This is a genomic window from Niabella aquatica (assembly GCF_054779315.1).
This window is the reverse complement of the sequence record NZ_BAAGYM010000016.1, coordinates 1-24,845: the sequence shown is the minus strand read 5'-3', so window position 1 is coordinate 24,845 and position 24,845 is coordinate 1. Positions and strand designations below refer to the sequence as shown.

26 protein-coding genes are annotated in these 24,845 nt (G+C 42.2%); 15 read left to right on the top strand and 11 right to left on the bottom strand.

Annotation, left to right across the window (positions count from 1 at the left end; genetic code table 11):
* Nucleotides 1-10 precede the first annotated feature (10 nt).
* Nucleotides 11-1,120, bottom strand: a complete 1,110-nt coding sequence (locus ACYVBM_RS13625; protein ID WP_460686225.1) for a carboxylate-amine ligase — start codon at nucleotides 1,118-1,120, stop codon at nucleotides 11-13.
* A 107-nt stretch (nucleotides 1,121-1,227) separates the two neighbouring features.
* On the bottom strand, nucleotides 1,228-2,169 hold the full coding sequence (locus ACYVBM_RS13620; protein ID WP_460686224.1) for an ATP-grasp domain-containing protein: 942 nt from the start codon (nucleotides 2,167-2,169) through the stop codon (nucleotides 1,228-1,230).
* 310 nt (nucleotides 2,170-2,479) lie between these two features.
* On the opposite strand from ACYVBM_RS13620, the gene ACYVBM_RS13615 reads away from it, so the two are divergent.
* From ACYVBM_RS13615 to ACYVBM_RS13605, 3 genes are all read left to right on the top strand, one after another.
* Nucleotides 2,480-3,301 carry an alpha/beta hydrolase gene (locus ACYVBM_RS13615; RefSeq protein ID WP_460686223.1) on the top strand — a complete coding sequence of 274 codons (822 nt, stop codon included), beginning with the start codon at nucleotides 2,480-2,482 and terminating at the stop codon, nucleotides 3,299-3,301.
* Between the two features lie 117 nt (nucleotides 3,302-3,418).
* On the top strand, nucleotides 3,419-5,455 hold the full coding sequence (locus ACYVBM_RS13610) for a thioredoxin domain-containing protein (protein ID WP_460686222.1): 2,037 nt from the start codon (nucleotides 3,419-3,421) through the stop codon (nucleotides 5,453-5,455).
* Nucleotides 5,456-5,461: 6 nt separating this feature from the next.
* On the top strand, nucleotides 5,462-6,019 hold the full coding sequence (locus ACYVBM_RS13605; protein ID WP_460686221.1) for a DUF1543 domain-containing protein: 558 nt from the start codon (nucleotides 5,462-5,464) through the stop codon (nucleotides 6,017-6,019).
* Between the two features lie 17 nt (nucleotides 6,020-6,036).
* On the opposite strand, the gene uvrC is transcribed toward ACYVBM_RS13605, so the two are convergent.
* Entirely contained in the window at nucleotides 6,037-7,857 is a 1,821-nt protein-coding gene (gene uvrC, locus ACYVBM_RS13600; protein ID WP_460686220.1) for an excinuclease ABC subunit UvrC, read from the bottom strand.
* 136 nt (nucleotides 7,858-7,993) lie between these two features.
* Here uvrC and ACYVBM_RS13595 point away from each other — a divergent pair, with 136 nt between their 5' ends.
* Nucleotides 7,994-9,559: a calcineurin-like phosphoesterase C-terminal domain-containing protein gene (locus ACYVBM_RS13595; protein ID WP_460686219.1), complete on the top strand. Its 1,566-nt coding sequence runs from the start codon at nucleotides 7,994-7,996 to the stop codon at nucleotides 9,557-9,559.
* A gap of 46 nt (nucleotides 9,560-9,605) precedes the next feature.
* Complete coding sequence (locus ACYVBM_RS13590; RefSeq protein ID WP_460686218.1) at nucleotides 9,606-10,148, top strand: GNAT family N-acetyltransferase; 543 nt, start codon at nucleotides 9,606-9,608, stop codon at nucleotides 10,146-10,148.
* A gap of 57 nt (nucleotides 10,149-10,205) precedes the next feature.
* Here ACYVBM_RS13590 and gpmI read toward each other — a convergent pair whose 3' ends face one another.
* A complete protein-coding gene (gene gpmI / locus ACYVBM_RS13585) occupies nucleotides 10,206-11,753 on the bottom strand; it encodes a 2,3-bisphosphoglycerate-independent phosphoglycerate mutase (RefSeq protein WP_460686217.1) in 1,548 nt (515 codons plus the stop codon).
* 141 nt (nucleotides 11,754-11,894) lie between these two features.
* Between gpmI and ACYVBM_RS13580 the strand changes: the two genes are divergently transcribed.
* From ACYVBM_RS13580 to ACYVBM_RS13545, 8 genes are all read left to right on the top strand, one after another.
* A complete protein-coding gene (locus ACYVBM_RS13580; RefSeq protein ID WP_460686216.1) occupies nucleotides 11,895-12,284 on the top strand; it encodes a DUF4783 domain-containing protein in 390 nt (129 codons plus the stop codon).
* 149 nt (nucleotides 12,285-12,433) lie between these two features.
* Complete coding sequence (gene nadC / locus ACYVBM_RS13575; RefSeq protein WP_460686215.1) at nucleotides 12,434-13,294, top strand: carboxylating nicotinate-nucleotide diphosphorylase; 861 nt, start codon at nucleotides 12,434-12,436, stop codon at nucleotides 13,292-13,294.
* A gap of 124 nt (nucleotides 13,295-13,418) precedes the next feature.
* Nucleotides 13,419-13,787, top strand: coding sequence for a four helix bundle protein (locus ACYVBM_RS13570; RefSeq protein WP_460686214.1), 369 nt, complete (start codon nucleotides 13,419-13,421; stop codon nucleotides 13,785-13,787).
* Between the two features lie 75 nt (nucleotides 13,788-13,862).
* On the top strand, nucleotides 13,863-14,204 hold the full coding sequence (locus ACYVBM_RS13565; protein WP_460686213.1) for a translation initiation factor: 342 nt from the start codon (nucleotides 13,863-13,865) through the stop codon (nucleotides 14,202-14,204).
* Nucleotides 14,205-14,230: 26 nt separating this feature from the next.
* Nucleotides 14,231-14,662: a Co2+/Mg2+ efflux protein ApaG gene (gene apaG / locus ACYVBM_RS13560; protein ID WP_460686212.1), complete on the top strand. Its 432-nt coding sequence runs from the start codon at nucleotides 14,231-14,233 to the stop codon at nucleotides 14,660-14,662.
* Between the two features lie 191 nt (nucleotides 14,663-14,853).
* Entirely contained in the window at nucleotides 14,854-15,462 is a 609-nt protein-coding gene (locus tag ACYVBM_RS13555; RefSeq protein ID WP_460686211.1) for a 2'-5' RNA ligase family protein, read from the top strand.
* A 92-nt stretch (nucleotides 15,463-15,554) separates the two neighbouring features.
* On the top strand, nucleotides 15,555-16,664 hold the full coding sequence (locus ACYVBM_RS13550) for a PA0069 family radical SAM protein (RefSeq protein ID WP_460686210.1): 1,110 nt from the start codon (nucleotides 15,555-15,557) through the stop codon (nucleotides 16,662-16,664).
* A gap of 141 nt (nucleotides 16,665-16,805) precedes the next feature.
* Entirely contained in the window at nucleotides 16,806-17,294 is a 489-nt protein-coding gene (locus ACYVBM_RS13545; protein ID WP_460686209.1) for a ribonuclease H-like YkuK family protein, read from the top strand.
* Nucleotides 17,295-17,389: 95 nt separating this feature from the next.
* On the opposite strand, the gene ACYVBM_RS13540 is transcribed toward ACYVBM_RS13545, so the two are convergent.
* The 5 genes from ACYVBM_RS13540 to ACYVBM_RS13520 form a co-directional block, all read right to left on the bottom strand.
* Nucleotides 17,390-17,932 (bottom strand): hypothetical protein, encoded by a 543-nt coding sequence (locus ACYVBM_RS13540; RefSeq protein WP_460686208.1) that lies wholly within the window; start codon nucleotides 17,930-17,932, stop codon nucleotides 17,390-17,392.
* Between the two features lie 15 nt (nucleotides 17,933-17,947).
* Nucleotides 17,948-19,327 (bottom strand): DUF4153 domain-containing protein, encoded by a 1,380-nt coding sequence (locus ACYVBM_RS13535; protein ID WP_460686207.1) that lies wholly within the window; start codon nucleotides 19,325-19,327, stop codon nucleotides 17,948-17,950.
* Nucleotides 19,328-19,383: 56 nt separating this feature from the next.
* Complete coding sequence (locus ACYVBM_RS13530; protein WP_460686206.1) at nucleotides 19,384-19,674, bottom strand: winged helix-turn-helix domain-containing protein; 291 nt, start codon at nucleotides 19,672-19,674, stop codon at nucleotides 19,384-19,386.
* An 18-nt stretch (nucleotides 19,675-19,692) separates the two neighbouring features.
* A complete protein-coding gene (locus ACYVBM_RS13525; RefSeq protein ID WP_460686205.1) occupies nucleotides 19,693-20,307 on the bottom strand; it encodes a hypothetical protein in 615 nt (204 codons plus the stop codon).
* 108 nt (nucleotides 20,308-20,415) lie between these two features.
* Nucleotides 20,416-20,916 (bottom strand): hypothetical protein, encoded by a 501-nt coding sequence (locus tag ACYVBM_RS13520; RefSeq protein ID WP_460686204.1) that lies wholly within the window; start codon nucleotides 20,914-20,916, stop codon nucleotides 20,416-20,418.
* 361 nt (nucleotides 20,917-21,277) lie between these two features.
* On the opposite strand from ACYVBM_RS13520, the gene surE reads away from it, so the two are divergent.
* Nucleotides 21,278-22,126 carry a 5'/3'-nucleotidase SurE gene (surE, locus tag ACYVBM_RS13515; protein ID WP_460686203.1) on the top strand — a complete coding sequence of 283 codons (849 nt, stop codon included), beginning with the start codon at nucleotides 21,278-21,280 and terminating at the stop codon, nucleotides 22,124-22,126.
* A gap of 36 nt (nucleotides 22,127-22,162) precedes the next feature.
* Entirely contained in the window at nucleotides 22,163-23,308 is a 1,146-nt protein-coding gene (gene lpxB / locus ACYVBM_RS13510) for a lipid-A-disaccharide synthase (protein ID WP_460686202.1), read from the top strand.
* Here the strand turns inward: lpxB and ACYVBM_RS13505 are convergent.
* Together ACYVBM_RS13505 and ACYVBM_RS13500 are read right to left on the bottom strand one after the other, a co-directional pair.
* The gene (locus tag ACYVBM_RS13505; RefSeq protein ID WP_460686201.1) at nucleotides 23,294-23,458 is read right to left on the bottom strand and encodes a DUF6728 family protein; all 165 of its coding nucleotides are present in this window, start codon (nucleotides 23,456-23,458) and stop codon (nucleotides 23,294-23,296) included. The two genes, lpxB and ACYVBM_RS13505, sit on opposite strands and share 15 nt — an antisense overlap.
* A 71-nt stretch (nucleotides 23,459-23,529) precedes the next feature.
* Nucleotides 23,530-24,228, bottom strand: a complete 699-nt coding sequence (locus ACYVBM_RS13500; RefSeq protein ID WP_460686200.1) for a hypothetical protein — start codon at nucleotides 24,226-24,228, stop codon at nucleotides 23,530-23,532.
* Nucleotides 24,229-24,845 lie beyond the last annotated feature (617 nt).

Here is a 24,845-nt window from a genome sequence, read left to right as displayed (position 1 = left end):
AAATTTCAGGTCAGGTTCCCTGTAAAAAGCTGTCACTGATAAATCTGGCTACCCGGCTGAGGTCTTTTGTTTCTTCAAATACAGCAAGCTGCCTGTCGGCCCCGGTACCATATTCCAGTATTTTGTGCACATAATTTACCCGGTCTTTGCTGCCCAGATGGTGAAGTACAGGATCCACAAAATCAAGCAGTTCGTAAATAAGCGCACGGGTATTTACCTCCTCCTCTTTACCAAAATCTATCAGCCGCCCATCCAGTCCGTAACGGCTGGCCCGCCATTTATTCTCATTAATTAAAGCACGGGAATACTGAATATAGTTCAGATTCTTACTCCTCAGCATATAAATACGTGCGCAAATGGCCTGAAACAGGGCTGCGATGGCAATTGTTTCATCAACCGTCATCGGTATATCGCAGATCCTGAACTCCACTGTATTAAAGAAAGGATGCACCCGAAGATCCCACCATATCTTTTTAGCGTTATCAATACAATTGGTTTTGATAAGCATTTTTACATAGTTATCATACGCTTCAATACTTTCAAAAGCATCGGGTATACCTGTACGCGGAAACTTATCAAAAACCTTGGTACGGTACGATTTATAACCGGTGGTACGTCCTTCCCAGAAGGGCGAATTGGTGCTCAACGCAAATATATGAGGCAGAAAATAGCGCGTTGAGTTGGCAATATGGTTCGCCAGCTCGCGGCTTTCCATCCCAACGTGCACATGCAGCCCAAAAATCAGGTTGCTTCTCGCCGCATCCTGCAGTTCAATAATAATCTCGTTATAACGCTGATGATCGGTGATCAGTTGTTTCTCCCAATGGCTAAAAGGATGGGTGCCCGATGCGCCCAGGGTAAAGCCCATATCCCCTGCAATATTATGTATCGTTCTGCGCAGCAAGGCCACATCTTTATGCGCCTCTTCTATGTCCTGGCAAATATCAGTACCTACTTCTACAACTGCCTGGTGCATTTCAGCCTTCACTTTATCTTTGATCGTTTTCTGCCCCTCGTGCACAATTCTCTGCTCATGGCTTTTAAGCTCATACGTTTCAGGATCGAGCACCATATACTCTTCCTCTACACCAAGTGTAAATGCTTTATAATTCAATACCATAATTTCATGTAATAATTTGCGAACAGGATGACATGTTAATGAGCCAATATAACCACCTTGTCAGTTTTAACTTTTCAGCTCAACAACTGACCCCAACTTTTCAACCATCAAACCTTACCAGAACTTTCCTTTATATACGCTCCCCAGGTAAGATTATCGCCGCCATTATTGGCCAGCGCTTTTTCTATGGCAAAGTTGGCCGAAGTTTCTACCACCCACTCAAAATTCTCTTCGCCTACACTTGCTATATCTGCATCAGGTGCAGGATTACAGAAATCTATAGCATAAGGCACGCCATTGCGCAAGGCCAGTTCTACCGTATTAAAGTCGTATCCGAGGTATTTGTTTATTTTCAGAACGATATCTGTCATTTCTTTCAGTTTTTCTGCGGAGGGAGCAAACTCGGCCTTATAACGAAGATGATGCGGGTTGCGTGGTTCATAAGGCATGATGCGCACATGTTTACCACCTATGCAGTAACAACGGTAATATTCTTCAAAAATAATTTCCTCCTGTAATAACATCACCAGTTGTCCTGTTTCGTTGTGCTTTTCAAAAAACTCTTCCATGCTGTTCAGCTTATACACATTCTTCCATCCTCCTCCGGCAAAGGGTTTCATATAGGCGGGGAACCCTACTTCTTTAAAAATACTGTCCCAGTCCAAAGGATAAGAAAGGTTCGAAAATGAATCAGCACTGGTATCATCGGGCATCTCGTTTGAAGGAAGGATCGCTGTTTTTGGAACAGGTACCCCTATCTGTGTCATTAAACAGTTATTGAAGTATTTATCATCAGCGCTCCACCAAAAAGGGTTATTGATCACTGCAGTACCTGTAAGCGCTGCATTCTTCAGCCAGGTTCTGTAAAAAGGCACATCCTGCGAAATACGATCGATAATTACCGCATAACCACTGGGGTGGCCTTGCAGGGCTCTTTCTATCTTCACCGGTTCGGCCATCACTCCTTCCACATTTTTACGATTCACTCTTTCAACAAAAGCATTAGGAAACGACCTTTCTTTTCCGTAAAGTATACCGATTTTTCTCATTGTTCAACTGTTTAAATGTGAATAATTTTGAGCCGCTATGTAAGATGTTCAGCAAAAAGCCTGTCCTTCATCAATACTTCCTATCCAAATATATTTTTTTCTATGATATCAACAAAAATTATAATGACAATACAGCCATTTTTTAATATCCACAGGTAGCCAGCGCTCCCGGCAATACTGCTTTTTATAATACAGCAGTCTGTAAAAGAACACTCACGGGCCCGATACTGAGATCCTGTATCATTGAACTGATCTTCCCGCCGAATGACTAATTGTAAAAATGGGTTCCATTTTCCTATTTTTGATATTAATGGAAATTGCCGAGAAACAACAATTGGTTCTGGACACAATGCATGTACAATCAAAATACCTGAAAAGGGAAGTAGAGCTTCGGCTTTATGCACCTGAAAAAGTTTTGAAGCCTGCAGCTATGAGCCTGTTATTAATTAACGACGGGCAGGATATGCCTGTTATGAACCTGGCGCAGATCCTTAGCAACCTGTACGCACAGGATGCTATTGCGCCTGTATTATGTGCAGCTATAACAGCCGGTGCAGAAAGGATGCAGGAGTATGGCGTGGCCGGGAAAAAAGATTATTTAGGCAGGGGCGCCAAAGCCGGGCAATACGCTAAGTTTATACTAAATGAACTTTTACCCTTCATCAAAAAAACCTGTAATGTTCCTGCATTTAAAGAAACTGCTTTCGCCGGCTTCTCGCTTGGCGGTTTAAGCGCGCTGGATATTGTATGGAACCACGCTGATATATTTTCAAAAGTGGGTGTGTTTTCCGGATCGCTGTGGTGGCGCAGCATAGATCAGAACGATAAGAAATATAATGATCACAAGCATCGGATTATGCAACAGCAAATACGCAGGGGAAAATATGCGCCAGGACTCAGGTTCTTTTTCGAATGTGGCAGGCTGGATGAAAGCGGCGACAGGAATAACAATGGCATTATTGATTCGATAGACGACACTTTAGATCATATTAAAGAATTGCTCGATAAAGGTTACAGTGCTGAAGATATTTTTTACCTTGAACTGGCAGATGGCAAACACGATGTTACCACATGGGGAGAAGCCATGCCTGTATTCCTGAAATGGGGATGGGGAGAGAAGGTTGAGATTTGAAGTTTCTGGTTTGAAGTTTCACATTCGCGGCAACATTGAAATTTGAACTTTGAACTATAGACTATCAGCCATGAACCATCAGCACATTATTATATTATCACATTATCACATTATCAAATGCCCAACGCACTCATACACGAAACCAGCCCTTATCTTTTGCAACATGCACAGAACCCTGTAAACTGGTATCCTTGGGGCGACGAAGCGCTGGAAAAGGCAATCACCGAAGACAAGCCTATCCTGATAAGTATAGGCTACGCGGCCTGTCATTGGTGTCATGTAATGGAGCGGGAGAGTTTTGAAGATAAAGATGTTGCAGCGCTGATGAATGAGCATTTCATCAATATCAAAATAGACCGTGAAGAAAGGCCCGACCTGGACCATATTTATATGGACGCGGTACAGGCAATGGCAGGGAGCGGCGGCTGGCCACTCAATGTATTTCTTACGCCGGGTAAAAAGCCTTTTTATGGCGGCACTTATTTCCCTCCCCGCGCAGTAATGGGCCGGCCCTCATGGAAAGATGTCTTGATGGCAGTTGCCGATGCTTTTACAAACAAACGAAAAGAAATTGAGGAGCAGTCGGAGGGCTTGACAGCACATTTATTTACATCCAATGACTTTGGAATAAGCAGGGAAGCTGGCCACTTCTCAACAGAGCAAATAGATGCTGCATGTGGGAATCTTTTACAACAGGCCGACCGGCAATGGGGCGGCTTTGGCAGGGCGCCCAAATTTCCACAAAGCTTTTCTATCCAGTTCCTGTTAAGATATTATCACCTCGAAAGTAAAAGAAATGAGCCCCTTGCCCATGCAGCATTACAGCAGGCATTGCTAAGCCTGGACAAAATGATCGATGGCGGCATTTACGACCAGCTGGGCGGAGGATTTGCACGCTATTCAACCGATGCAGAATGGCTGGTGCCGCATTTTGAAAAAATGCTCTACGATAATGCGCTGCTGGTTACGGTTTTGAGCGACGCCTGTCAAATCACCGGAATAGAAAAATATAAAGCTGCTATGGTGCATACTATTGCATTTGCAGAGCGGGAATTACAACATCCCTCCGGTGGCTTCTACGCTGCGTTAGATGCAGACAGCGAGGGAGAAGAAGGAAAATTTTATGTATGGGACCATGCAGAAGTACAAAAAATTTTAGGCGCTGATGCGTCGTTCTATTGCGCTTACTATAACATAACAGAACCAGGCAACTGGGAGCACACCAATATTTTACGGATATTAGAGCCCCTGCCGGTCTTTGCTGAAAAGCACGGCATTGATACAGCGTCCTTAGAGGAACTTATTGAAAATTGCAATAAAAAATTATTACGGGAGCGCGAAAAAAGAATACGTCCGGCATTAGATGATAAAATCATCTTAAGCTGGAACGCCTTAATGAACATTGCTTACAGCAAAGCTTATGAAGCTACGGGCAATGAAGCCTATAAGCAAAAAGCTGTTGAGAATATGCAATTTTTACTGGAAGCATTTGCTGATGCCGATGGACATTTAAAACACGTATGGAAAAATGGCACCGCAAAATTCCCTGCATTTTTAGACGATCATGCCTATCTTATCCAGGCTCTTTTACAATTATATCGCATCACAGCACATATTGGTTATTTATCCAAGGCCCGGGCCCTTTGCGAAAAAGTTATTACAGACTTCTCAGAACCCGCCAGGTATTTTTATTATACACCCGAATATCAGCAGGATGTTATAGTAAGGAAAAAAGAAGTGTACGATGGCGCTACACCAAGTGGTAATTCGGTAATGGCACAAAACCTCTTAGAGCTTGGAATTTTGTTAGACAATAACCAGTGGCAGCAACGCGCCTATGCCATGGTAAGCGGCTTAAGCACGATTGCTGTAAAATATCCCACTTCCTTTGGCATCTGGCTGGCTTGTTTTTACCAGCACGTGAAAGGCACCAGGGAAATTGTTTTGCTGGGCGACTACGAGCGCCAGTTAAAGGAGCTGCTTGCAAACCCACTCCCCCACAGCATTGTAATGGCATCGGAAACCGCTGACCCTGAATTCCCCTTATTAAGGAATAAAACATCCGGCCAGGCGCTGGCCATTTTCCTGTGTGAGCAATATGCCTGCAAACAACCGGTAGCCAGTGTTGCCGCGTTGTTACAACAACTGAAATAAATTATTATGAGCTACAAATTATTCTACCTGCTCTTAGGTTGTACTCCTCCCGGCAGGCATACAGAACAGCATGATGTATTTTTTGGTATCGCCAACAATTTAAAAGATATCATTCCGGATATCCGGCAGTTCTGGCCCGATGCAGGAAAGATACATATTGACAGCTGGCGCGAAGTAACCGCCGTTGACGGCTATAGAATTTCTGTATTAGAGAAAACCATACCTGCTCCTAAAAAGCAAAATCTTTTTTTCATCAACCTGGGCGGATATTTGCCCGGCTCTTTTGAAGAACATCATTACAAGTTATTAACGGTTGCTGATGATATGGCCAAGGCGATTTTAAATGCAAAGCAAACCGGTTTTTATAGAACCTATAATACTGAAGATAAAAAAGGGGTCAGCCACGTAGATAATAAATATGGGGTAGATGTGGATGAGGTTTTTAATGTACAGGATATACTGCCATTTGTACAAAAAGAACGGTTTACTATTGCTATTTCCAAAGAAGAAGGATTGATAGAAGATGAATTGCACATCGGGTATTTAAAGCTGGATAAAGTTTAAATGCCTTGATTTCCCGTTTATGCATTTTTTAGTTCGTCCCCATTGTGAAAATAACCCCATACTATTTTAGCTTTTGCATTTCCTATCAAAACGGCCAGTTCTTCCCAACTTTTTTCTCGTATGTTTTTTACAGAGCGGAATTCTTTCAAAAGCGTATCAGCCGTAGACTTCCCGATACCCTTTATATCTTCCAGCTCATTTTTAAAAGTGCCTTTGCTTCTTTTTATTCGGTGAAAGGTAACGCCAAAGCGGTGCACCTGGTCGCGTATAAAACGGATAAACTTTAAGCTGCTGCCATTATAAGGCAGTTTCAGCGATTCCTGGTCACCCGGGAAAAATATTTCTTCTTCATTTTTGGCAAGGCCTACCAACGTGATCATACCATGCAGCTCCAGTTTCTCAATAGCTTCCATAGCTGCGCTCAACTGCCCTTTGCCTCCATCGATAATCACCAATTGCGGAAAATCCTGCAGCTCTTCTTTTAATCTTTTATAACGCCGGTACACGGCTTCTTTCATCGATGCAAAATCGTTGATGCCCTGCACGGTTTTCACATTAAAGTGCCGGTAATCTTTTTTGCTGGGTACACCGTTCTTAAAACACACCATCGCGCTTACGGGATAGCTGCCCTGGAAATTGGAGTTATCAAAACATTCTATATGAACCGGCAGATCCTGCAATTGAAGGTCTGTTTGCAGTTGTTCTAAAACTTTTACCTGGTCTACATTCCGGCTTATCTTTAAGCGTTCCTTGTTCTTTAATTCTTCGATAAAATAGTTAGCGTTTTTTTCTGAAAGCTCAATTAATTTTTTCCTGTCACCGGCTTTAGGAACAATAATTTCCACGTCTTCCGCGGGATAATCAATAGCAAAAGGAACTACAATTTCTTTTGCATCGCTTTTAAATATATCGCGCAGCCTTTCTATGGCGTATACCAGAATTTCTTCAACAGCTTCGTCCAGGTGGGTTTCCAGCTTATTGGTCTGTGTTTGTACAATAGTGCCGCTGCGTACCATCAGGTAGTTTACATAGGCAATGTCATTATTTTTAATAATGCTGAACACATCTTTATCGCCGCCTTTCAAACCCGTGATCACGGTTCTGGACTGATAATAATCTTCCAGGTATTTTATTTTCTTCTTTACATACTCTGCCTTCTCAAACGCCAGGTTAGCAGCCAGCATTTTCATCTCTTCTTTAAACTGTTTTACAACAGGCGACAGATTTCCTTTCAGCAAATTTCTTACCTGGCGTATGCTTTCGTCGTAATCCTCTTTGGTCTGTAACCCTTCACATGGCCCTTTACAATTACCTAAATGGTATTCCAGGCAAATCTTGAATTTCTTTTTATCTATATTATTTTTTGTAAGATTTAATGTGCAGGTGCGCAGCGGTATGGCGCGCCGTATAAACTCCAGCAGCTCGCGCACTTTAAAAACAGATGTGTACGGCCCCAGGTATTCAGAGCCATCATCTATCGGTTGCCGGGTCAAATATACACGCGGGAAATTTTCGTTCTTTACTACAATGTAAGGGTACGATTTATCGTCTTTTAAATTGATATTATAGCGCGGCTGGAATTGTTTTATCAGCGAGTTTTCCAGGAAGAAAGCATCCGGCTCGCTGTTCACAATAGTGAACTCAATTTTATGAATCTTTTGTACCAGCTCGTGGGTCTTATAATTCGTAAACGTCTTGTTAAAATAAGAGCTTACCCGTTTACGAAGGCTTTTAGCTTTACCTACATAAATAATTTTATCACCCGCATCAAAATATTTGTAAATACCTGGCTGCAGGGGAATGGTGGATGCTATTTTTGAGAATTCTTCCTGGGTCATATCAATCACTCCTCTTATTGAACCACAATGATAAGCATGATTCCGCTAATTTAATATTGAGGTAATAGTGAACGTATAGATTTGCTGTTCGAGGCTAAAAATACAAAGCATATTACCACTATTTAAAAAAATAATCATGTTAAAGCAAATTTTTATAACAGCAGGACTGGCATTTAGTTTAGCCGCCTCTGCTCAGAGTAGTGTATCAGGCTATGTATATGCCGACTATAATAATAACGGCCAGTTTGATAAAAAAGAAAAAGGGTTGGCCGGGGTAGCGGTCTCCAACGGTAAAGAAGTTACCATTACCGACAAAAACGGAAAGTATCAGCTACCTGTAGGTAACGATCATATTATTTTTGTGATTAAACCTGCTGGTTATCAGTTTAAAAAGAACCAGTATAATCTTTCAGACTTTTATTATATCCATAAGCCGCAGGGTTCCCCTTCATCTTTTAAATACAAAGGAGTAGCAGCTACGCCGCCGTTGCCGGGAAGCCTGGACTTTGCGCTGTATCAGCAGGACGAGCCGGCTGATTTCAGCGTGTTGGTTTTCGGAGATCCGCAGCCTTATAACGAACAGGAGCTGGGGTATTTTGCAAAAAGTATCGTGGGCGATGTACGCGCAACAGACCAGGTGAAGTTCGGCATCAGCCTGGGCGATATCGTAGGAGACAACCTCGACCTGCATCTTCCATACAAAGAAATTATGACCCGGCTAAAGTTGCCGTGGTATAATGTTATGGGCAACCACGACATGAACTATGAGGCAACTACCGATTCTTTATCGGATGAAACATTTGAAAGGAATTTTGGCCCCAACAATTACTCATGGAATTATAGCAACACCCACTTTATCATCCTCGATAATATCCTCTACCCCGACCCACGTGACGGGAAAGGTTACTGGGGAGGCTTGCGGCCCGACCAGATTGAATTTTTAAAAAATGACCTGGCATTGGTTGATAAAAATAAGCTGATAGTTATTTCCTTTCATATTCCGTTTAATAATGAAGGCGGAGATGCTATACGACTGGAAGACAGGCAGGCAATGTTTGATTTGTTAAAAGATTTTGATAATTGTTTATTGATGTCGGCTCACACCCACTTCCAAAAACAGATCTATTACAAAGCAGCCGATGGATGGCATGGAAAAGGCGTTTTACATGAGTATAACGCAGGCACCACTTCCGGAGACTGGTACTCGGGCGAGATCAATGCTTCCGGCGTACCTGACGGAACAATGAGAGACGGCACACCTCGCGGCTATGCATTTTTAAACATACAGAACAATCAATACAATCTGCGCTATAAAGTTGCCGGTAAAGACAGCTCGTACCAGATCAATATTTACGCGCCCAAAATTGTAGCACACAACAGCCGGGGCGCAGCGCCATTCTATGCTAACTTTTTTATGGGGTCAGACAAGGACATAGTTGAATATAAAATAGATAACGGCAGATGGAATGCGATGCAGCGCGATTCAACTTTTGATTATACCTACCTGAAAATGGTTACCAGGTGGGACGAAACCACTACCCTTTTACCAGGCAGGCGCCCTTCTGCTCCTGTAGCTTCAGACCATGTATGGTCTGCACCGGTTAATAAAAAACTGACACCCGGTTCACATACCATTTACGTAAGAGCAAAGGATATGTATGGCAATACGTACCAACAACAGCAAAGCTATAAGATAGAGTAATTTAATTTTAAAAGCGCTCCATGCCGGGATTTTTTTATTTTTAAAAATGATCATTCAAGTAAATAATTCTACAAAACTGGTAATCAACGAAGTAAGCCATGCCATTGACTTATTTACCCTGGTAGACCATAACCGGTTGCACCTGTCCCGGTTTTTACCCTGGGTACCTCATATGTTGTCGGTAAAAAATATGGAAAACTACCTGTTGAACTGTACCAGGTTAATGGAAGACGGGTTGGATTACAGCTTTAATATCTTTCATAACGGGCAAATAGCGGGGAGAATCGGGTTAAGCTCTATCAGCAAGACCAATAAATCGGCAAACATAGGTTACTGGCTGGCAGAGCAGGCGCAGGGAAAAGGAATTATGTGCGAATCCGTGAAAAAATTGGTATCATTTGCTTTTGAACGATTGCAGCTTTATCGCCTTGAGATCAAAGCGGCTACCGGTAACCAGCGCAGTAAGGCCATACCGGAGCAACTGGGTTTTACCTGCGAAGGTATTTTGAGAGGTGCGGAATGGGTCAATGATGAGCCGCTCGATTTAATGCTTTATTCATTATTACGTTCCGAATGGGGTAAAGAATAAAAAATGCCTCATAGCCTTGAAACTATGAGGCATTTCAATGCTTTCTCAGGTATACTTTTATAATGAAGCGGTATCAACCAAGACCTCTCCCATCATCTGTGGCGGAATGGGCAGCTTCATAAAGCTCAAAATAGTCGGCGCAATATCGCCCAGCTTACCTTCCTTAATTTTGCCGCGCCAGTGATTATCTATAATGAACAAAGGAACAGGATTCATAGTATGCGCGGTATTGGGGCTGCCATCTTCGTTGATCAGGTAATCTGAGTTGCCGTGGTCTGCGGTCAGGAATACCACGTAATCCTGCTTCAGCGCTTCTGTAACCACCTGCTCCACGCAATGGTCCACTGTTTCTACCGCTTTTATAGCCGCTGAGAAAACACCGGTATGTCCTACCATATCAGCATTGGCAAAATTGAGACAAATAAAATCAGCTGCCTGGTTCTGAATTTCGGGCAATAGAGCTTCCGTTAATTCATTAGCGCTCATTTCTGGCTGCAGATCGTACGTCGCTACTTTGGGAGAAGCCTTTAAAATCCTCGACTCTCCTTCAAAAGGAAGCTCCCGGCCACCGCTGAAGAAGAAGGTTACATGCGGATATTTCTCCGTTTCTGCAATACGGATCTGTTTTAAACCATTGTCAGCGATCACTTCGCCCAGGGTTTTGGTCAGGTCCTCATTTCTGAAGATGGTATGTACCCCTGAAAATTTATGATCGTAAACCGTCATGGTGGTATAGTCCAGGTTTAACTTCTTCATACCGAAGGCTTCATTATCGGCCTGCGTTAATACCTCTGTGATCTCGCGGCAGCGATCTGTACGGAAATTAAAACATAGCACATGATCACCATCTTTAATCGTAGCCACAGGTTTGTGGTCTGCATCAACTACTACGGTAGGAATGATAAACTCATCGGTAATATGCTCCTCATAGCTTTTCTTTACCGCTTCCACTGCGCTGGCAGCAGTAGCGCCCACTCCGTTCACCAAAGCATCATAAGCCAGCTTCACCCGCTCCCAGCGTTTATCCCGATCCATTGCATAGTAGCGCCCGTCAACAGTGGCTATTTTACCTGTACCTGTAGTATCCATGTGGTTTTGCAGGTCTTCTATAAAATGAAGCCCGCTTTTGGGATCGGTATCACGCCCGTCCGTAAAGGCATGAACATATACTTCTTTCAATCCCCTCTCTTTACATATATCCAGTAAGGCTTTTACATGGCTGATATGCGAATGCACACCGCCATCACTCACAAGCCCCATTAAATGCAGCGGCTTGCTATTAGCTATAGCGGTATCAATAGTGCGTACCAGCTCAGGATTTCCAGCCAGTTCACCGGTTTTGACCGCCACATTTATTCTTTGCAGCTCCTGGTACACAATACGCCCGGCACCTAAATTCAGGTGGCCTACTTCAGAGTTGCCCATTTGCCCCTCGGGTAAGCCTACCAGCTCGCCAAAAGTAGTTAATGTGGTATGCGGGTATTTACCATATAATGACCGGGTAAACGGCGTATTAGCGTTCTGAATGGCATCAGCGGATGCAACTTTTCCTAATCCCCAGCCGTCCATTATAATTAAGATGGCTTTTTTTTGTGGTAATGACATTTTTTAAAGTATTGATTATCATTTTATTAATAAATTCATTCAAGCATTAGCAGCCCTAAAGGTAAAGAATGATCGTATAACAAAAAAAGTGCAGTTTGGCATATTTTTAGGACTTTTGATGAAAATAAAAAACAATTAAAGATGAAAAAGTTTATTGCCGTTGTTTTTGTTACCGCTTCACTCTTCATTGCATCTGCTTTGTATGCGCAAAGTATTGATGGTGTGGTAACTGGTATTAAAAATGGTAATGCCGGTCAAATAACAGACAATGCCGGGGAGAGCTTTTCTCTTACCATAATGGATAAAAGCAACAATTACAGCAAAAGCCAGGCCCAGCAAGCACTTAAAGATTTTTTTAGTAAAAACCAGATTAAAGGCTTTGACGTAAAACATAAAGGCAATTCTCCCAAAGGCCAGTATGCGATAGGGACACTTTCCACATCGGGCGGTAATTACCGCGTAAATATCTTTATGAAAAAAGAAGGTAACACGGAAGTTATTAAAGAATTACGCTTTCAGCTGATAGAATAAGCAAAATTTTTATACGTCATGATGCCTCTCTTAACGGGAGGCTTTTTATTTTTACCCGGATTTTCTTATTCGCAATACATATAAAACCACATGCCTGCGACGCTCCGTTCGTCAGCAATATAAATGGCATCACCTAATTCATCGAAATAATGACCCAGGAATTTCAACAAAAACTAAAGCATCTTATAGAGGAAGCGCTTCAGGAAGACATTGGCCGCGGCGATCACTCTACTCTTTCAAGTATTGATGCTGATGCAGAAGGAAGAGCGGTATTGAAAATAAAGCAGGATGGCATATTGGCAGGAGTGGATGTGGCCCGGTTCATTTTTGAATATAAAGAGCCTGGCTGCAGCTTTGAGTCTTTTAAAAAAGATGGCGAACCTATGTTTACAGGAGAAAAAGCATTTCAGGTGGCCGCGCACGAGCATACTATACTCCAATGCGAAAGACTGGTGCTGAACTGTATGCAGCGCATGAGTGGTATAGCCACCTTAACCAGGCAATATACGGACAAGCTGCAGGGCTATAAGACCCGCCTGCTGGATACCCGCAAAACAACGCCCAATTTCCGTCTGCTTGAAAAAGAGGCCGTACGTATTGGCGGTGGTGTAAACCACCGGTTCGGGCTATATGATATGATCATGCTGAAAGACAATCATATCGATTATGCCGGTGGAATTGAAAAAGCGATCAATAAAGCTTACGAGTATGTTCAGAGCAACAATCTCGATATACAAATCGAAGTAGAAACACGCACCCTTGAAGACATCAGAAAAGTATTGCAGGTAGGCGTGGGCAAAGTGTTCAGGGTAATGCTTGATAACTATACTCCGGCACAAATAACAGAAGCGATTGCATTGATCGACGGAAGATTTGAAACAGAAGCCAGCGGTGGCATTAACTTAGACACTATTGAAAGCTATGCAGCTACCGGTGTGGATTATGTTAGCGTGGGCGGGCTGATACACCAGGCACGAAGCCTTGATCTGAGCTTAAAGGCTGTCATATAGTACAAGTTCCAACCAATGAGCATTGAATATTGAACATTGCTTATTGAATATTCTGAATACTATAGAGCAGGCATCAGACTTTTAAAATACTCAATTTTCAATACGCAACAATCAATTTTCAATTATGTCCAAAGAAAGGATTTATGACTTAGAAGAACGGCTGATTGAATTTGCTTCAGGAATTATAGACGTAGTGGAAAAACTACCATCCAGCAAAGCCGGAAATTACATTTCTGGTCAACTGGTTCGCTGTGGACTTGCACCGGCCTTACTTTATGGTGAAGTGCAAAGTGCAGAATCAAGAAATGATTTTATTCACAAAATGAAAATCGCGATAAAAGAATTAAAAGAAACAAGAATTTGCCTAAAGCTCATAATACGTAAAGCAATGATTCAAACTCTTACACAAATGCATGCTGTAATGCAGGGAAATGAAGAATTAATAGCCATTCTTTCTAAAAGTGTTAACACAGCCAAAGAAAATAGTAAATGATGCTACAGTTAATGAACATTGAATATTGAACATTGCTTATTGAATATTTTAACTTATAAACTTTTCAACCTTCATATGTCCAAAAATAAATCCAACAGTCCTTTTGTTTTCAGCACCGATCCCAATTTTAAATTTGACGATGACGCTGAAGCTAAGCAAACCCTGCCACCTGCCGAACAGAAGCTAAGGCTGCAGTTGGAAACCAAACACCGCGGCGGCAAAACGGCCACGGTAGTATTGGGCTTTGCCGGAACAGAAGACGACCTGGAAGTATTAGGCAAAAAATTAAAATCCTTTTGCGGAACAGGTGGCTCGGTAAAAGACGGTGAGATCATTATACAGGGAGATCACCGGGAAAAGATACTGCAATGGTTTTTAAAAAACGGGTATAAAAATGTGAAGAAAAGCGGCGGGTAGCTTTTCTATCAATCATATGCTGAAATATGAGAAAATTACATTATAGCCCAAAAAATCGTTATTTTTACTTTATGGGCAATATGATATCAGCAGGCATAATGGTGAATGTTGAGGTTTTTTATCAACCCGAATACAGCAACCCCTTGCAGTGCGAGTACATGTTTGCCTATCGCATTACGCTTGAAAACTATAATCCCCACGCAGTAAAACTGTTACGCCGCCACTGGCATATATTCGACAGTAATGGCATTTACAGGGAAGTGGAAGGGGAAGGCGTAGTAGGTGTTCAGCCCGTTTTGCAGCCGGGGAACAGCTATCAGTACATGAGCGGCTGTAACCTCAGTACTGATATGGGAAAAATGAAAGGAATGTATGAAATGGAAAATCTTGACCTTCATAAAAAATTCCAGGTGCTCATTCCCGAATTTGAAATGATCGTACCGGCCAAAGCCAATTAATGCAATGAATGGTATGCTGTGATAAAAGTCACGGCTTTCTTAATACCATAACTTTAGTCTTTTCATTTCTCCGGTCCCATTATATTTTTACTCGTCTTACCAGTCCCCATTCTTCATGCTCCTGAATGGGGATAAATAAATTTTAAATAACTAAAATAATTAGTAATATTGTGCTAATTATTTTAGTTATTATGACCCTTACAGATACGATAAAAACACCGGCCGTTGCTGAATACCTATTGTTGCTTGAACCCCGTAAAGATTTAAGCGACCATATTACCACCATTAAACAAGCCTTTTGCGACAGATATAAAGCTCCTGAAGCGCTTAAAGGCAAACCGCATTTGACGCTGGTTCATTACAAACAATACACCACCTTTGAAAGCCGCATCAGGCAGCGGCTCCGGACCCTGTCTTTACAAGCCGCTCCCTTTGGTATTGAGCTGCAGGGCTTTGGCGCTTTCCCTTCGCACACGATATTCATCAATGTAGTTACCAGGACAGCCATACAAAACCTGGTGAAAAATATACGTGCCCACTTACAGGGTATGATGAAGCCGGATAACGATAATAAACCTCATTTTATACTGGAGCCACATATCACCATCGCACGAAAGCTAAATCCCTGGCAATATGAACACGCATGGGCGGCATATAGCAACAGCAATTTTTCCGGAAAGTTTATTGCAACCGAAATGACTCTTCTTAAAAAAAGGCCTGATGCCACTAAATATGAACTGTTTGAAAAATTTGCGTTCCAAAGTATTCCTGTCAGCGCCTCACAGGCAACGTTGTTTTAGCTGCCCCACCCTGCTGAAGGGAGAAATTTATATTGTTTGTAGGCTGCTCGTAGCAGCGCTACTGTTGGGTTCAAAATAAAATACGATAAACTATGGAAAAAAAACTAAAGCAGGACCACTTTAAAGTAGGCATTGCGAAAAAGCAGGAAGAGGTTCAGTATTTACAGGGACGCGGGGCCCAGTTCAATACCAGGAACCGCTTTTTGAAGAATGAGTTGGTAAAGGAACATATTGAAGCTATTGATGATTGGGAGGAGCCCAACACAGCTACCCAATACATTGAACAGGATGCTAAAACTATTGTAAACAAAGTGGATAGTCCTGATGTAGGTATGGCCTATAGCATGAATGCTTATGCCGGCTGCGAGCATGGCTGTATTTACTGTTATGCCCGTAATGTGCATGAATACTGGGGTTACAGCGCAGGGCTGGATTTTGAAAGAAAGATCATAGTTAAAAAAAATGCGCCACAGCTGCTCCGTAAGCAGCTTATGCATCCCAAATGGGAGGTTATGCCCATCATGCTTAGCGGAAATACAGACTGTTACCAGCCTGCAGAGAAAAAGTACCGGCTTACCAGAGGACTGCTTGAAGTGTGCAACGAATTTAACCAGCCTGTAGGTATCCTTACTAAAAATTCGGGCATACTGCATGATAAAGACGTGCTCCGGGAAATGGCCCAAAAAAACCTGGTACGGGCCATGGTGTCTATTACCTCGTTCAACGAGGAGCTGCGGCGGGTAATGGAACCCCGTACCACTACCGCCTTGCAGCGCTTAAAAGTAATTGAGGAGTTAAGCAACGCAGGTGTAACCATGGGCATTATGATGGGCCCCATGATCCCCGGCCTGAATGAGCATGAGATGCAGCGGATCATGAAAGCTGCGGCAGATGCCGGCGCTACCTTTACAGCTTACACATTTATACGGCTGAACGGTGCCATAAAATTCCTGTTTCATGATTGGCTGTATAAGAATTTCCCCGACAGGGCCGACAGGATATGGCATTTAATTGAACAAAGCCATAACGGCCAGGTAAACGACAGCAGATGGGGGCTGCGTATGCGGGGAGAAGGCAGCATTGCTGAAATGGTGGCCCAGCAATATGCCAAATACGGCAAACTTTACAACATGAATGAGGGCCGCACAGGGTTAAATCTCTCCAGCTTTAAAAGACCGGGGCAGCAGTTCACTTTATTTTAAAACAAAACATAACAATGGCTTAAAGATCACCATGCCGTAAGTTTCATAACTTAGAAGAATAAATGGTTTCATCCACATATTGTGCATAAATTTATTTGTATCATATTGATATAAAAAATAATGTTGTGAAACACTAATCCCATGCAATATCAAACAAAACAATGGAGGAAGTTGACGGGCGAGTACCTCAAAAGCTACATTGAAGACGAGGTGCAGGGCGCTATACTCCGCGAAAAAGAATTAGGCCACACACTTAAAGTGTGCATTGGTACCGATAGCCAGGTAAAAGGCTCCGAAACAGAATTTGCTACAGCGATCGTGTTCATCCGTAAAGGCAGCGGCGGTTTTATGTTTTTGAATAACGAAACCACCCGGGAGAAGATGAGCATTAAACAGCGCATGATGACGGAAGTATCTAAAAGTATTGAAGTGGCGTATCATTTAAGTAATGTATTTACCAACCACAACGTAGATATGGAAATACATGCCGACATCAATACCAGTCCGCTTTATAAAAGCAACGATGCACTCAAAGAGGCGATTGGCTATATTACGGGAATGGGATTTGCCTTTAAAGCCAAGCCGGAAGCCTTTGCCAGTTCCTGCTGTGCCAATAAAGTAGTGCAGTAGGATGTAATTCTTCTCACTGATTGAGATTTAAAGGTTTATAATACAGGTGTACGCTTCTGTTGGTATTGCGCATTATGATGCAGCAAAGAAAAAATTTATTTACCCTCTATCTTATAGTGAACTTTCTGTCCCATTCCCGGAGTTACATAATCTATCACTTCTTCTTGCATTCTATGCCCGTTCCATAAATAATCAACTGATATGGAGCAATCTGCTTTAATTGACATGTATAACGTTTTACTTTCTGCCTGTTGTAAATAATTGATATGTCCGTCACTGCATCCGGTAATATTGATGTCTGTTAAATCAGCTCCGGTATTATTTGTACATGTTATTCTAAGCGTTTCAAGAGAACGCATTACAATCCAGCAGTATAAAACAGCCACTGGAATATTGATCAGCAACAATTTTGCTGTTTTAATGAGCCGGCTTCGGTTTTCCCGGTCTTTACCTGCCCGTATTAGCATAGCGGCCAGTAAGAATAAGTTCATTAGCCCAGCCAATACAATAAAGGCGTATCCCCAAAACAGCAATCCAGCGGAGGTTGTGAGCATGTAGGTTCCGAAGATAATTGTTCCGGACAGGAGCGAGATTACAGCGCTTCTTTTTCCTGATTTTATATATTGCTCAGTTGTCATACTGCTTTCAACGCCTTATCTTATATTCTTTAAGTTTATGAATTCATAATATAATCTTTTGGAAAGAAATTTTCCAGACCGCTTATTATTAACTTGTTCTTCAATCCAACGGTGTTCCCTTCCGTTTTGCAGGTAAATACTATGCAGCAGCTTTTTATTATAATCCAATGTTTCGAGATAGCTCCAGTCCGGGTTCTGAAAACGATTGGTATTATAGCTGGTAACTATCCAGCTCCAGTTGATAACACAACTTATTACCAACGTAGTGTAGGAAGCCCATACCATACGGTTCACCAGGAAGATGTTCGTTTTCGTGTAGGCGATCTTGTGCCATGTTAATACCAGCCAGGCAAGACTTAACAGAAGAAATACAAATACCCCGATTCTTTTAAAAGTAAGGCCATAAGCCGCTACGTACTCCAGGTTCCTGAAAAATACCGTGAACACAAGGAGTATATTCAGGCCTATCCAGATAAATGAAAGCCTTTTCAGCAAGCGGGAATGAATATCGAAGTTCAATAGCCCCCGGAAAAAGATCATGATCACTATAATGGCCATAACAATAGAAAATATCAGTACGTATACCCGTTCATGCACTTCGTTGCTTAATGTGCCCGAAATTTCTTTTGCCCCAAATTGCTCCATGCTGTAAGTTATAATAAAGAATGCCAGTACAAGGTTTAATAATACCAGGGAGATCTCTCCGCTGCGCCTTTGCGAGGTTATGTCAAGCAAATAAAACCCTTTGGCTTTCCGCAATGTATAGTCTTCTGAAAAATCATCCTTAAGATAGCCATTGTAATAAATAAGCATTTTCGGTACGGAGAAATAAAAGAAGTTAAACATGAGGAAAAACCCGACCGTGCTCAAAACGGCTATCTGGAAGAAATCAAATTTAAGATCAATAGCAAAAAGCGAAGCAAACTTATCACTGGCCTGCATGTACACGCCAATAAATACGGCTACAAAAATTCCGGGAATTAAAATATACCCCAATATCCTTTTAAACAATCCATTGCCGGATATGGATAAGCCCAACCATTTTTGGGGTACCAATACCCGGAAAATAAAGCTGGCATAATTAAATGCCAAGGCAAACGGGAACGATAAAACATTCAGCCGGGGATAGATAGCCTTAAAACCAGCAAGCAACAGGGATATAAACACCGCGGCAAAGCTTATAAAATCGCCATACCAGGCAAATGAAAGCGCAGAAACAAAGCCTGCAATTGAAAGCGCCCCAAAAATGGCAGTTCTCTTTCTTTTTTCCATTACAAAAAACAGAGAGCACCAGGCAATAATACCGAAAATACTGATGTTGATTCCGGGTGCCTGCCGGTAAAATAACCACACAAATAACCCCACGGAACCCAACAAAAGAATGTTCTTTTTCATAAAAAATGATATTAATAAAAGTACTTTGCAATTCAAAGTAAATAAATAAAAAAAAGTTATCCCCTTAATAATTTCTCCAGTGCGTTGATATGCTTTTCGAAAGCCTCTTTTCCTGTTTTGGTAGCTTTGTAAGAGGTTTTGGTTTTCTTTCCCACAAATTCCTTTTTCACTTCAATATATTTTTTTTGCTCTAAAGCATTGATATGGCTGGCAAGGTTACCATCTGTTACCTGCAAATGTTCTTTCATCTCCAGGAAGTCTACCCATGTGTTCACCACAAGCACAGACATAATACCCAGCCTTACCCTGCTTTCAAAATCTTTATTTAAATACTGTAATAAGCTCATTACACCATACAATATTGGCTACCGGTATTTTTTATACATCAGCAGCCCGTAAACAATGTGCAGCACCCCAAAGCCAGCCGCCCAAAATACCAAACCATATCCAGGCCAGCACATAGCAATGACGCCCAAAACTGCTTCACAATAGCCAAGGTTCTGGATATCGGAAAAAGTATATTTACCGGCATTGATCAGCGCAAGCCCATAAACCAGTAACATCAGCGGAGCAATAATTTCAAAATGTCCGTGGTACAACGCAGCAAGACAGAACAATCCTCCCAATACCAGGGGTATAAATAATGCCGTAAGTAGTTTTTTAGTGGTGGAGGTCCATACTTTAAGTCCCTGCTTTTTGGTTTTGTTCACAGTGATCAATACCCCTAAGCCAATGGCAGCAACCAGTACCAGTATGGCAAGCAGCAGCAGCTCTAACATCCAACCAGCAGTTCCACCACTCCTGTAGCTATCAAAATAATCAATGTTGTGCTGTTTAAAAATATACCACGCAGCAAAAGCTCCGGCTAATGCTATAAGTCCAGCACCCACACCCGACAATCCGCTTAACGAAATAAACCGGGATGACTGCTCCATCATCCTTCTTATATGCTGCAGGTCATCCTTTACATCCTGTATCATAAAAAAGTACTTTGAACAACAAAGTAAATAAAACAACGGGGAACTTCCAAATTTCTTTAATAAAAAAGCCGCCCGGCTGGGCGGCTCTGCAACAAGCTATTGAAACGCTTACCGGTGGTGGTTTTTGTCATGATACCTGCGATCGGCGTACCTGTTCGCATCCCTTCCGCCGTTATTGCTCCATTCCCTGTGCCTTGGATGATACCTGCTTTGATAATATTTCACATCCCTGCTATCACGGATTATATACTGGTTGCGAATATTATTATACCGGTTATACGCTATAATATCTTTCCGGTTATCACGGTAGGGAGGATAATTTCTGTTAATAACCACTTTGTAAGTATTATATAAATTAATTCCCCTGTACATAGAAGGCAATTGCCTTGCAGTGATCCAGCGGCCTCTTTCCAGGTACATGAACCTTTCGGCATTAATATCATAATAAACATTGGCTTCAGGCAAATAATAGTACCGTGCATAATCATATCCCACAGGGCCCCAGGCCGGCTGGTTGCCAATATTGATGCGAATGCTGACCTGCGCATTGGCGCTATGAGACAAGAAAAATCCGGCACAAATGAACGCAGCAAAAATGAGCTTTTTCATGATCTTTAGTTTTTATTGACCGCCTGGATTGACCGGGTCGGACGGGTTTACAATTTTTTGTAAAGCGCTTTGATGAATAGACGGTAGCTTGTTTTAAAAAGATAGCGCTGTTCGCGGTTTTAGCAAATGATTAGGAAATGAAGTTTCAACAATTATTCAGGTAGAATGAAAATCTGAAAATCCAGGGTCGGAACACCGGAAGGCAGAAGTCAAAAGTAAAGCGACTATGCCATGAACTCCCGAAACCGGTAACAAGCAACTGTTAACCGGCTTTCCGCCTTGGTCTTATCCTATAAAGCTGCTCATCCGTAACGTTTTTTTGATAGCTGACATTTCCACACAAATCATAAATTTGCTGCTTATGGCAAAAGCAAGAAAAGAAAAACCAACCATACTTATAACCAACGATGATAGTATTGCTGCACCAGGTATAAGAGCTTTATACGAAGCGGTAAAAGATCTTGGAAAGATTGTAATAGTAGCCCCTGATAAACCCCAATCGGGCATGGGTCATGCTATTACTTTAGGACATCCGTTACGCTTGCAGAAGTCCGACCTGTATCCCGATATTGAAGCCTATTCCTGCTCGGGCACACCTGTAGATTGTGTAAAGCTTGCAGTTGACAAAGTACTGCACCGTAAACCCGATCTTTGTTTGAGCGGTATCAATCACGGACCGAACCATAGCATTAATGTTATCTATTCAGGCACTATGTCTGCTGCAATGGAGGCGGCAATAGAAAGCATTCCTGCCGTGGGTTTTTCATTAATGAATTACAGCATGAACGCTGATTTTGCTGCTGCGCAACATTATGCAAGGCTGATTACAGAAAAAATGCTGAAGAACAGATTAAGCAAACATATATTGCTGAACGTTAATATTCCCAACTTTTCGCTGTCGGAAATAAAAGGATATAAAATATGCAAACAGGCTTATGCCAAGTACCAGGAAAAATTCATAGAGCGTAAAGATCCGGGCGGTAAAAAATATTACTGGCTAACAGGGGAGTTCCTCAACTTTGATAATACAAAGGACAGCGATGTATGGGCGCTTGCCAACAACTATGTAAGTATTGTTCCTGTAGAATTTGATCTTACAGATTATGTGGTAAAGAAACGCCTGGAAACACTTTGGAAAGACAAAACCAACCGCAACGTGAAAACAGCGGAGAAAAAAGTGGTTAAAAAGAGCATGCGTAAATCAGAATAGGACAGATCGTTCACAATGAGCAATTAATAAATAATATTGAAAATTCGCAATCATAAATATTATATCATCGCCGGCGAAGCCTCCGGCGATCTGCATGGAAGCAACTTAATCGCGGCTATTAAAAAACTTGACAGCAGCGCAGAAATACGCGGCTGGGGTGGCGATAAGATGCAGGCTGCCGGCATGGAACTCATAAAGCATTACCGCGACCTGGCCTTCATGGGTTTTATTGAAGTAGTAAAAAATCTCGGCACTATTTTAAAAAACCTGAAATCCTGTAAAGAAGATATCCTGTCATTTAAGCCTGATGTGCTGGTGCTGATCGACTACCCGGGTTTTAACTTACGCATTGCCAAATGGGCCAAACAGCATCATATTAAAGTAGTATACTACATTTCACCGCAGGTATGGGCATGGAAAGAGAACCGTGTGAAAATGATGAAGCAGTGTATTGACGAAATGCTGGTTATACTGCCTTTTGAGAAAGATTATTTCAGTAATACATGGAACTGGGAGGTAACCTATGTTGGCCATCCGCTGATAGAAGAAATTGCAAAAAAGCAAAATACGCGCTCTGATCTTATTATTAAAGACAATAAAGGAGTGCCCAATAAAAAGCCGGTAATAGCGCTGCTTCCGGGCAGCCGAAAGCAGGAAATAGAAAAGAAGCTGCCTGTAATGCTGGAAGTCAGCAAGGCTTTTCCGGCTTATCAGTTCGTGGTGGCGCAGGCCCCTGCTCTGGAGACCTCTTTCTATGAAACATTCACCAGCCAGTACCCTAACGTAAGTATTGTAAACAACCGTACCTATGAGCTGCTGATGCAATCCACCGCAGCATTAGTAACTTCCGGAACGGCCACGCTGGAAACAGCACTGTTTGGTGTGCCTGAAGTGGTCTGTTACAAAGGCTCTGAGATCAGCTACCAGATTGCGAAAAGAGTGATCAGCATTCAATATATTTCTTTAGTAAATCTTATTATGGACAGGGAAGTGGTAAAAGAGCTGATCCAGGGTGAAATGAATGTGAAGCTGCTTACTAAAGAGCTGGATGCACTGCTCCATGATCCCGGAAAGCAGGCACAGATCCGGCAGGATTATAAGGCCCTGAAAGAAATATTAAGCACCGGGGGTAATGCTTCGGAGGAAGCGGCCAGGATCATTGTAGCATCAGCCTCTCAATAGCTTTATTGCCAGAATGATCATACAGATAATAAACAGGAAAAGACTAAGCCTGTTAATACCGTGCATATAGCCTACCCAGCTGCTTTTAGGCCGGTTGGGGTCTTTCTTTTTCAGAAACAGGTATTCTGCCAATTGTCTAAACACGCCCATATCAAAATGAGTTTTATGACCGGGATAAATAGATCTTTCCTTATGATCCGGTTAACTTATCAACCTTTCAACTAATACTCCTCATACACGCCATACCTCTTTTGAAACAGTCCTACGCTTACACCGGCCCGTAATACAGGTACTATCCTTAGCCGCTCGTTTGGCTGGCCATAATTATCTACACTTATATACGGGCTGTTCCTGTTCTTTAACACATCGGCTAATACAGAAAAATAAAAGAATGTGGTACCGCCCTTGTTCCTGCCTGTAGAAAGGCCTCCACCCAAAAGAAGCGAAGTAGCGTTTGCCCTAAACCGGCCGTCCTGGTAATAAGCACTGCCGGGCTTTGCTATATAGTTTTCTGCTATAAAATTATGCTCCAGCTGTGCCTGAGCAAATAAGAAAGGAACAGGATAAGCCCGGGCAAATAATCCCGGTCCGTAAATATGCCTGCGAAACCGGTCATTCACTTCCCGCCAATCCCTGGCGCCGTTATACACATAGTTCAGCACCACGCCTGCATCAAAATAATCGTTCAGCTTATAGCCTATTACCGGGCTGGCCCCTAACAAGCTACCGCCTGTATAAAAAGAAGCGGTTACATTGCCTCCGGTAAACAGGTTATGTTTTTTAAAGCCATTTTCTGGCGGCAGGGGCTCTCCCTCATTAGCGTTACTGACTTTTACTTCCTCATCCTGGGCAAGCACATTAACACTGGCAATAAACATCAAAGCCAGCAACCCGCACGCAATACAATAAACTTTCTTCATGTCCCTGTTTTAAATCTTTGAATAGGTAAAATTAGGGGATATTTTATAAATAAATTATCGCTGACATTTTCCTTTGGCAACCGTTAAAATTATTCGTAATTACACTGGGAATAACATTTCCGGACCTTCTCATAGTTGAACCAGCCCTCTTTAATAAATACTGTTTGTAAAAATGCGATGATATATTAGCACCGGACAAAAATAGGCGACTTTTGAAGTTACTGGTATCATTAAGCAAAATTCCTGAAAACATAGAGACTAAAATCAGGTGTAAGCAAACCGGCCGTCGGTCAGGCGGGTATTCACAGATGATTTGCCAGGCAGACCGCTGATAGTAATTCCTGCCGGAAATAGCTGGCGACAATTTTCCGGCTGCTCTTTCGTGCCTGCCGGCAAGACAGGTTTACTCCACTTTTTGGGTAAACAAAAAAAATGCAAAAGAAAGAAATGGGGCATCTGTTTCTACAAGGGTTCTTTAACTTGTCATTCCAAACTTAAAAACGTTTTTATAGGTGCTGTTAATGACAAGTGAAGCAACTGTCTAAATACCAATGACTTGCAATTCATGCTTTTTAGCAAGTCTTTGAAGTAAGGATAGTTCTTTCGCTTTAAGTTGT

Excerpts from the sequence above, each read along its gene's own strand:
- ACYVBM_RS13505 (WP_460686201.1), bottom strand. The coding sequence starts at position 23,458 with ATGGGCGTGTTTAGACAATTGGCAGAATACCTGTTTCTGAAAAAGAAA.
- nadC (WP_460686215.1), top strand. The coding sequence starts at position 12,434 with ATGACCCAGGAATTTCAACAAAAACTAAAGCATCTTATAGAGGAAGCG.
- ACYVBM_RS13535 (WP_460686207.1), bottom strand. The coding sequence starts at position 19,327 with ATGAAAAAGAACATTCTTTTGTTGGGTTCCGTGGGGTTATTTGTGTGG.
- ACYVBM_RS13545 (WP_460686209.1), top strand. The coding sequence starts at position 16,806 with ATGCAATATCAAACAAAACAATGGAGGAAGTTGACGGGCGAGTACCTC.
- ACYVBM_RS13595 (WP_460686219.1), top strand. The coding sequence starts at position 7,994 with ATGTTAAAGCAAATTTTTATAACAGCAGGACTGGCATTTAGTTTAGCC.
- ACYVBM_RS13580 (WP_460686216.1), top strand. The coding sequence starts at position 11,895 with ATGAAAAAGTTTATTGCCGTTGTTTTTGTTACCGCTTCACTCTTCATT.
- surE (WP_460686203.1), top strand. The coding sequence starts at position 21,278 with ATGGCAAAAGCAAGAAAAGAAAAACCAACCATACTTATAACCAACGAT.
- ACYVBM_RS13615 (WP_460686223.1), top strand. The coding sequence starts at position 2,480 with ATGGAAATTGCCGAGAAACAACAATTGGTTCTGGACACAATGCATGTA.
- ACYVBM_RS13565 (WP_460686213.1), top strand. The coding sequence starts at position 13,863 with ATGTCCAAAAATAAATCCAACAGTCCTTTTGTTTTCAGCACCGATCCC.
- uvrC (WP_460686220.1), bottom strand. The coding sequence starts at position 7,857 with ATGACCCAGGAAGAATTCTCAAAAATAGCATCCACCATTCCCCTGCAG.
- ACYVBM_RS13590 (WP_460686218.1), top strand. The coding sequence starts at position 9,606 with ATGATCATTCAAGTAAATAATTCTACAAAACTGGTAATCAACGAAGTA.
- ACYVBM_RS13550 (WP_460686210.1), top strand. The coding sequence starts at position 15,555 with ATGGAAAAAAAACTAAAGCAGGACCACTTTAAAGTAGGCATTGCGAAA.
- ACYVBM_RS13530 (WP_460686206.1), bottom strand. The coding sequence starts at position 19,674 with ATGAGCTTATTACAGTATTTAAATAAAGATTTTGAAAGCAGGGTAAGG.
- gpmI (WP_460686217.1), bottom strand. The coding sequence starts at position 11,753 with ATGTCATTACCACAAAAAAAAGCCATCTTAATTATAATGGACGGCTGG.
- apaG (WP_460686212.1), top strand. The coding sequence starts at position 14,231 with ATGAGAAAATTACATTATAGCCCAAAAAATCGTTATTTTTACTTTATG.
- ACYVBM_RS13555 (WP_460686211.1), top strand. The coding sequence starts at position 14,854 with ATGACCCTTACAGATACGATAAAAACACCGGCCGTTGCTGAATACCTA.
- ACYVBM_RS13610 (WP_460686222.1), top strand. The coding sequence starts at position 3,419 with ATGCCCAACGCACTCATACACGAAACCAGCCCTTATCTTTTGCAACAT.
- ACYVBM_RS13605 (WP_460686221.1), top strand. The coding sequence starts at position 5,462 with ATGAGCTACAAATTATTCTACCTGCTCTTAGGTTGTACTCCTCCCGGC.
- ACYVBM_RS13625 (WP_460686225.1), bottom strand. The coding sequence starts at position 1,120 with ATGGTATTGAATTATAAAGCATTTACACTTGGTGTAGAGGAAGAGTAT.
- ACYVBM_RS13570 (WP_460686214.1), top strand. The coding sequence starts at position 13,419 with ATGTCCAAAGAAAGGATTTATGACTTAGAAGAACGGCTGATTGAATTT.
- ACYVBM_RS13500 (WP_460686200.1), bottom strand. The coding sequence starts at position 24,228 with ATGAAGAAAGTTTATTGTATTGCGTGCGGGTTGCTGGCTTTGATGTTT.
- ACYVBM_RS13620 (WP_460686224.1), bottom strand. The coding sequence starts at position 2,169 with ATGAGAAAAATCGGTATACTTTACGGAAAAGAAAGGTCGTTTCCTAAT.
- ACYVBM_RS13525 (WP_460686205.1), bottom strand. The coding sequence starts at position 20,307 with ATGATACAGGATGTAAAGGATGACCTGCAGCATATAAGAAGGATGATG.
- ACYVBM_RS13520 (WP_460686204.1), bottom strand. The coding sequence starts at position 20,916 with ATGAAAAAGCTCATTTTTGCTGCGTTCATTTGTGCCGGATTTTTCTTG.
- ACYVBM_RS13540 (WP_460686208.1), bottom strand. The coding sequence starts at position 17,932 with ATGACAACTGAGCAATATATAAAATCAGGAAAAAGAAGCGCTGTAATC.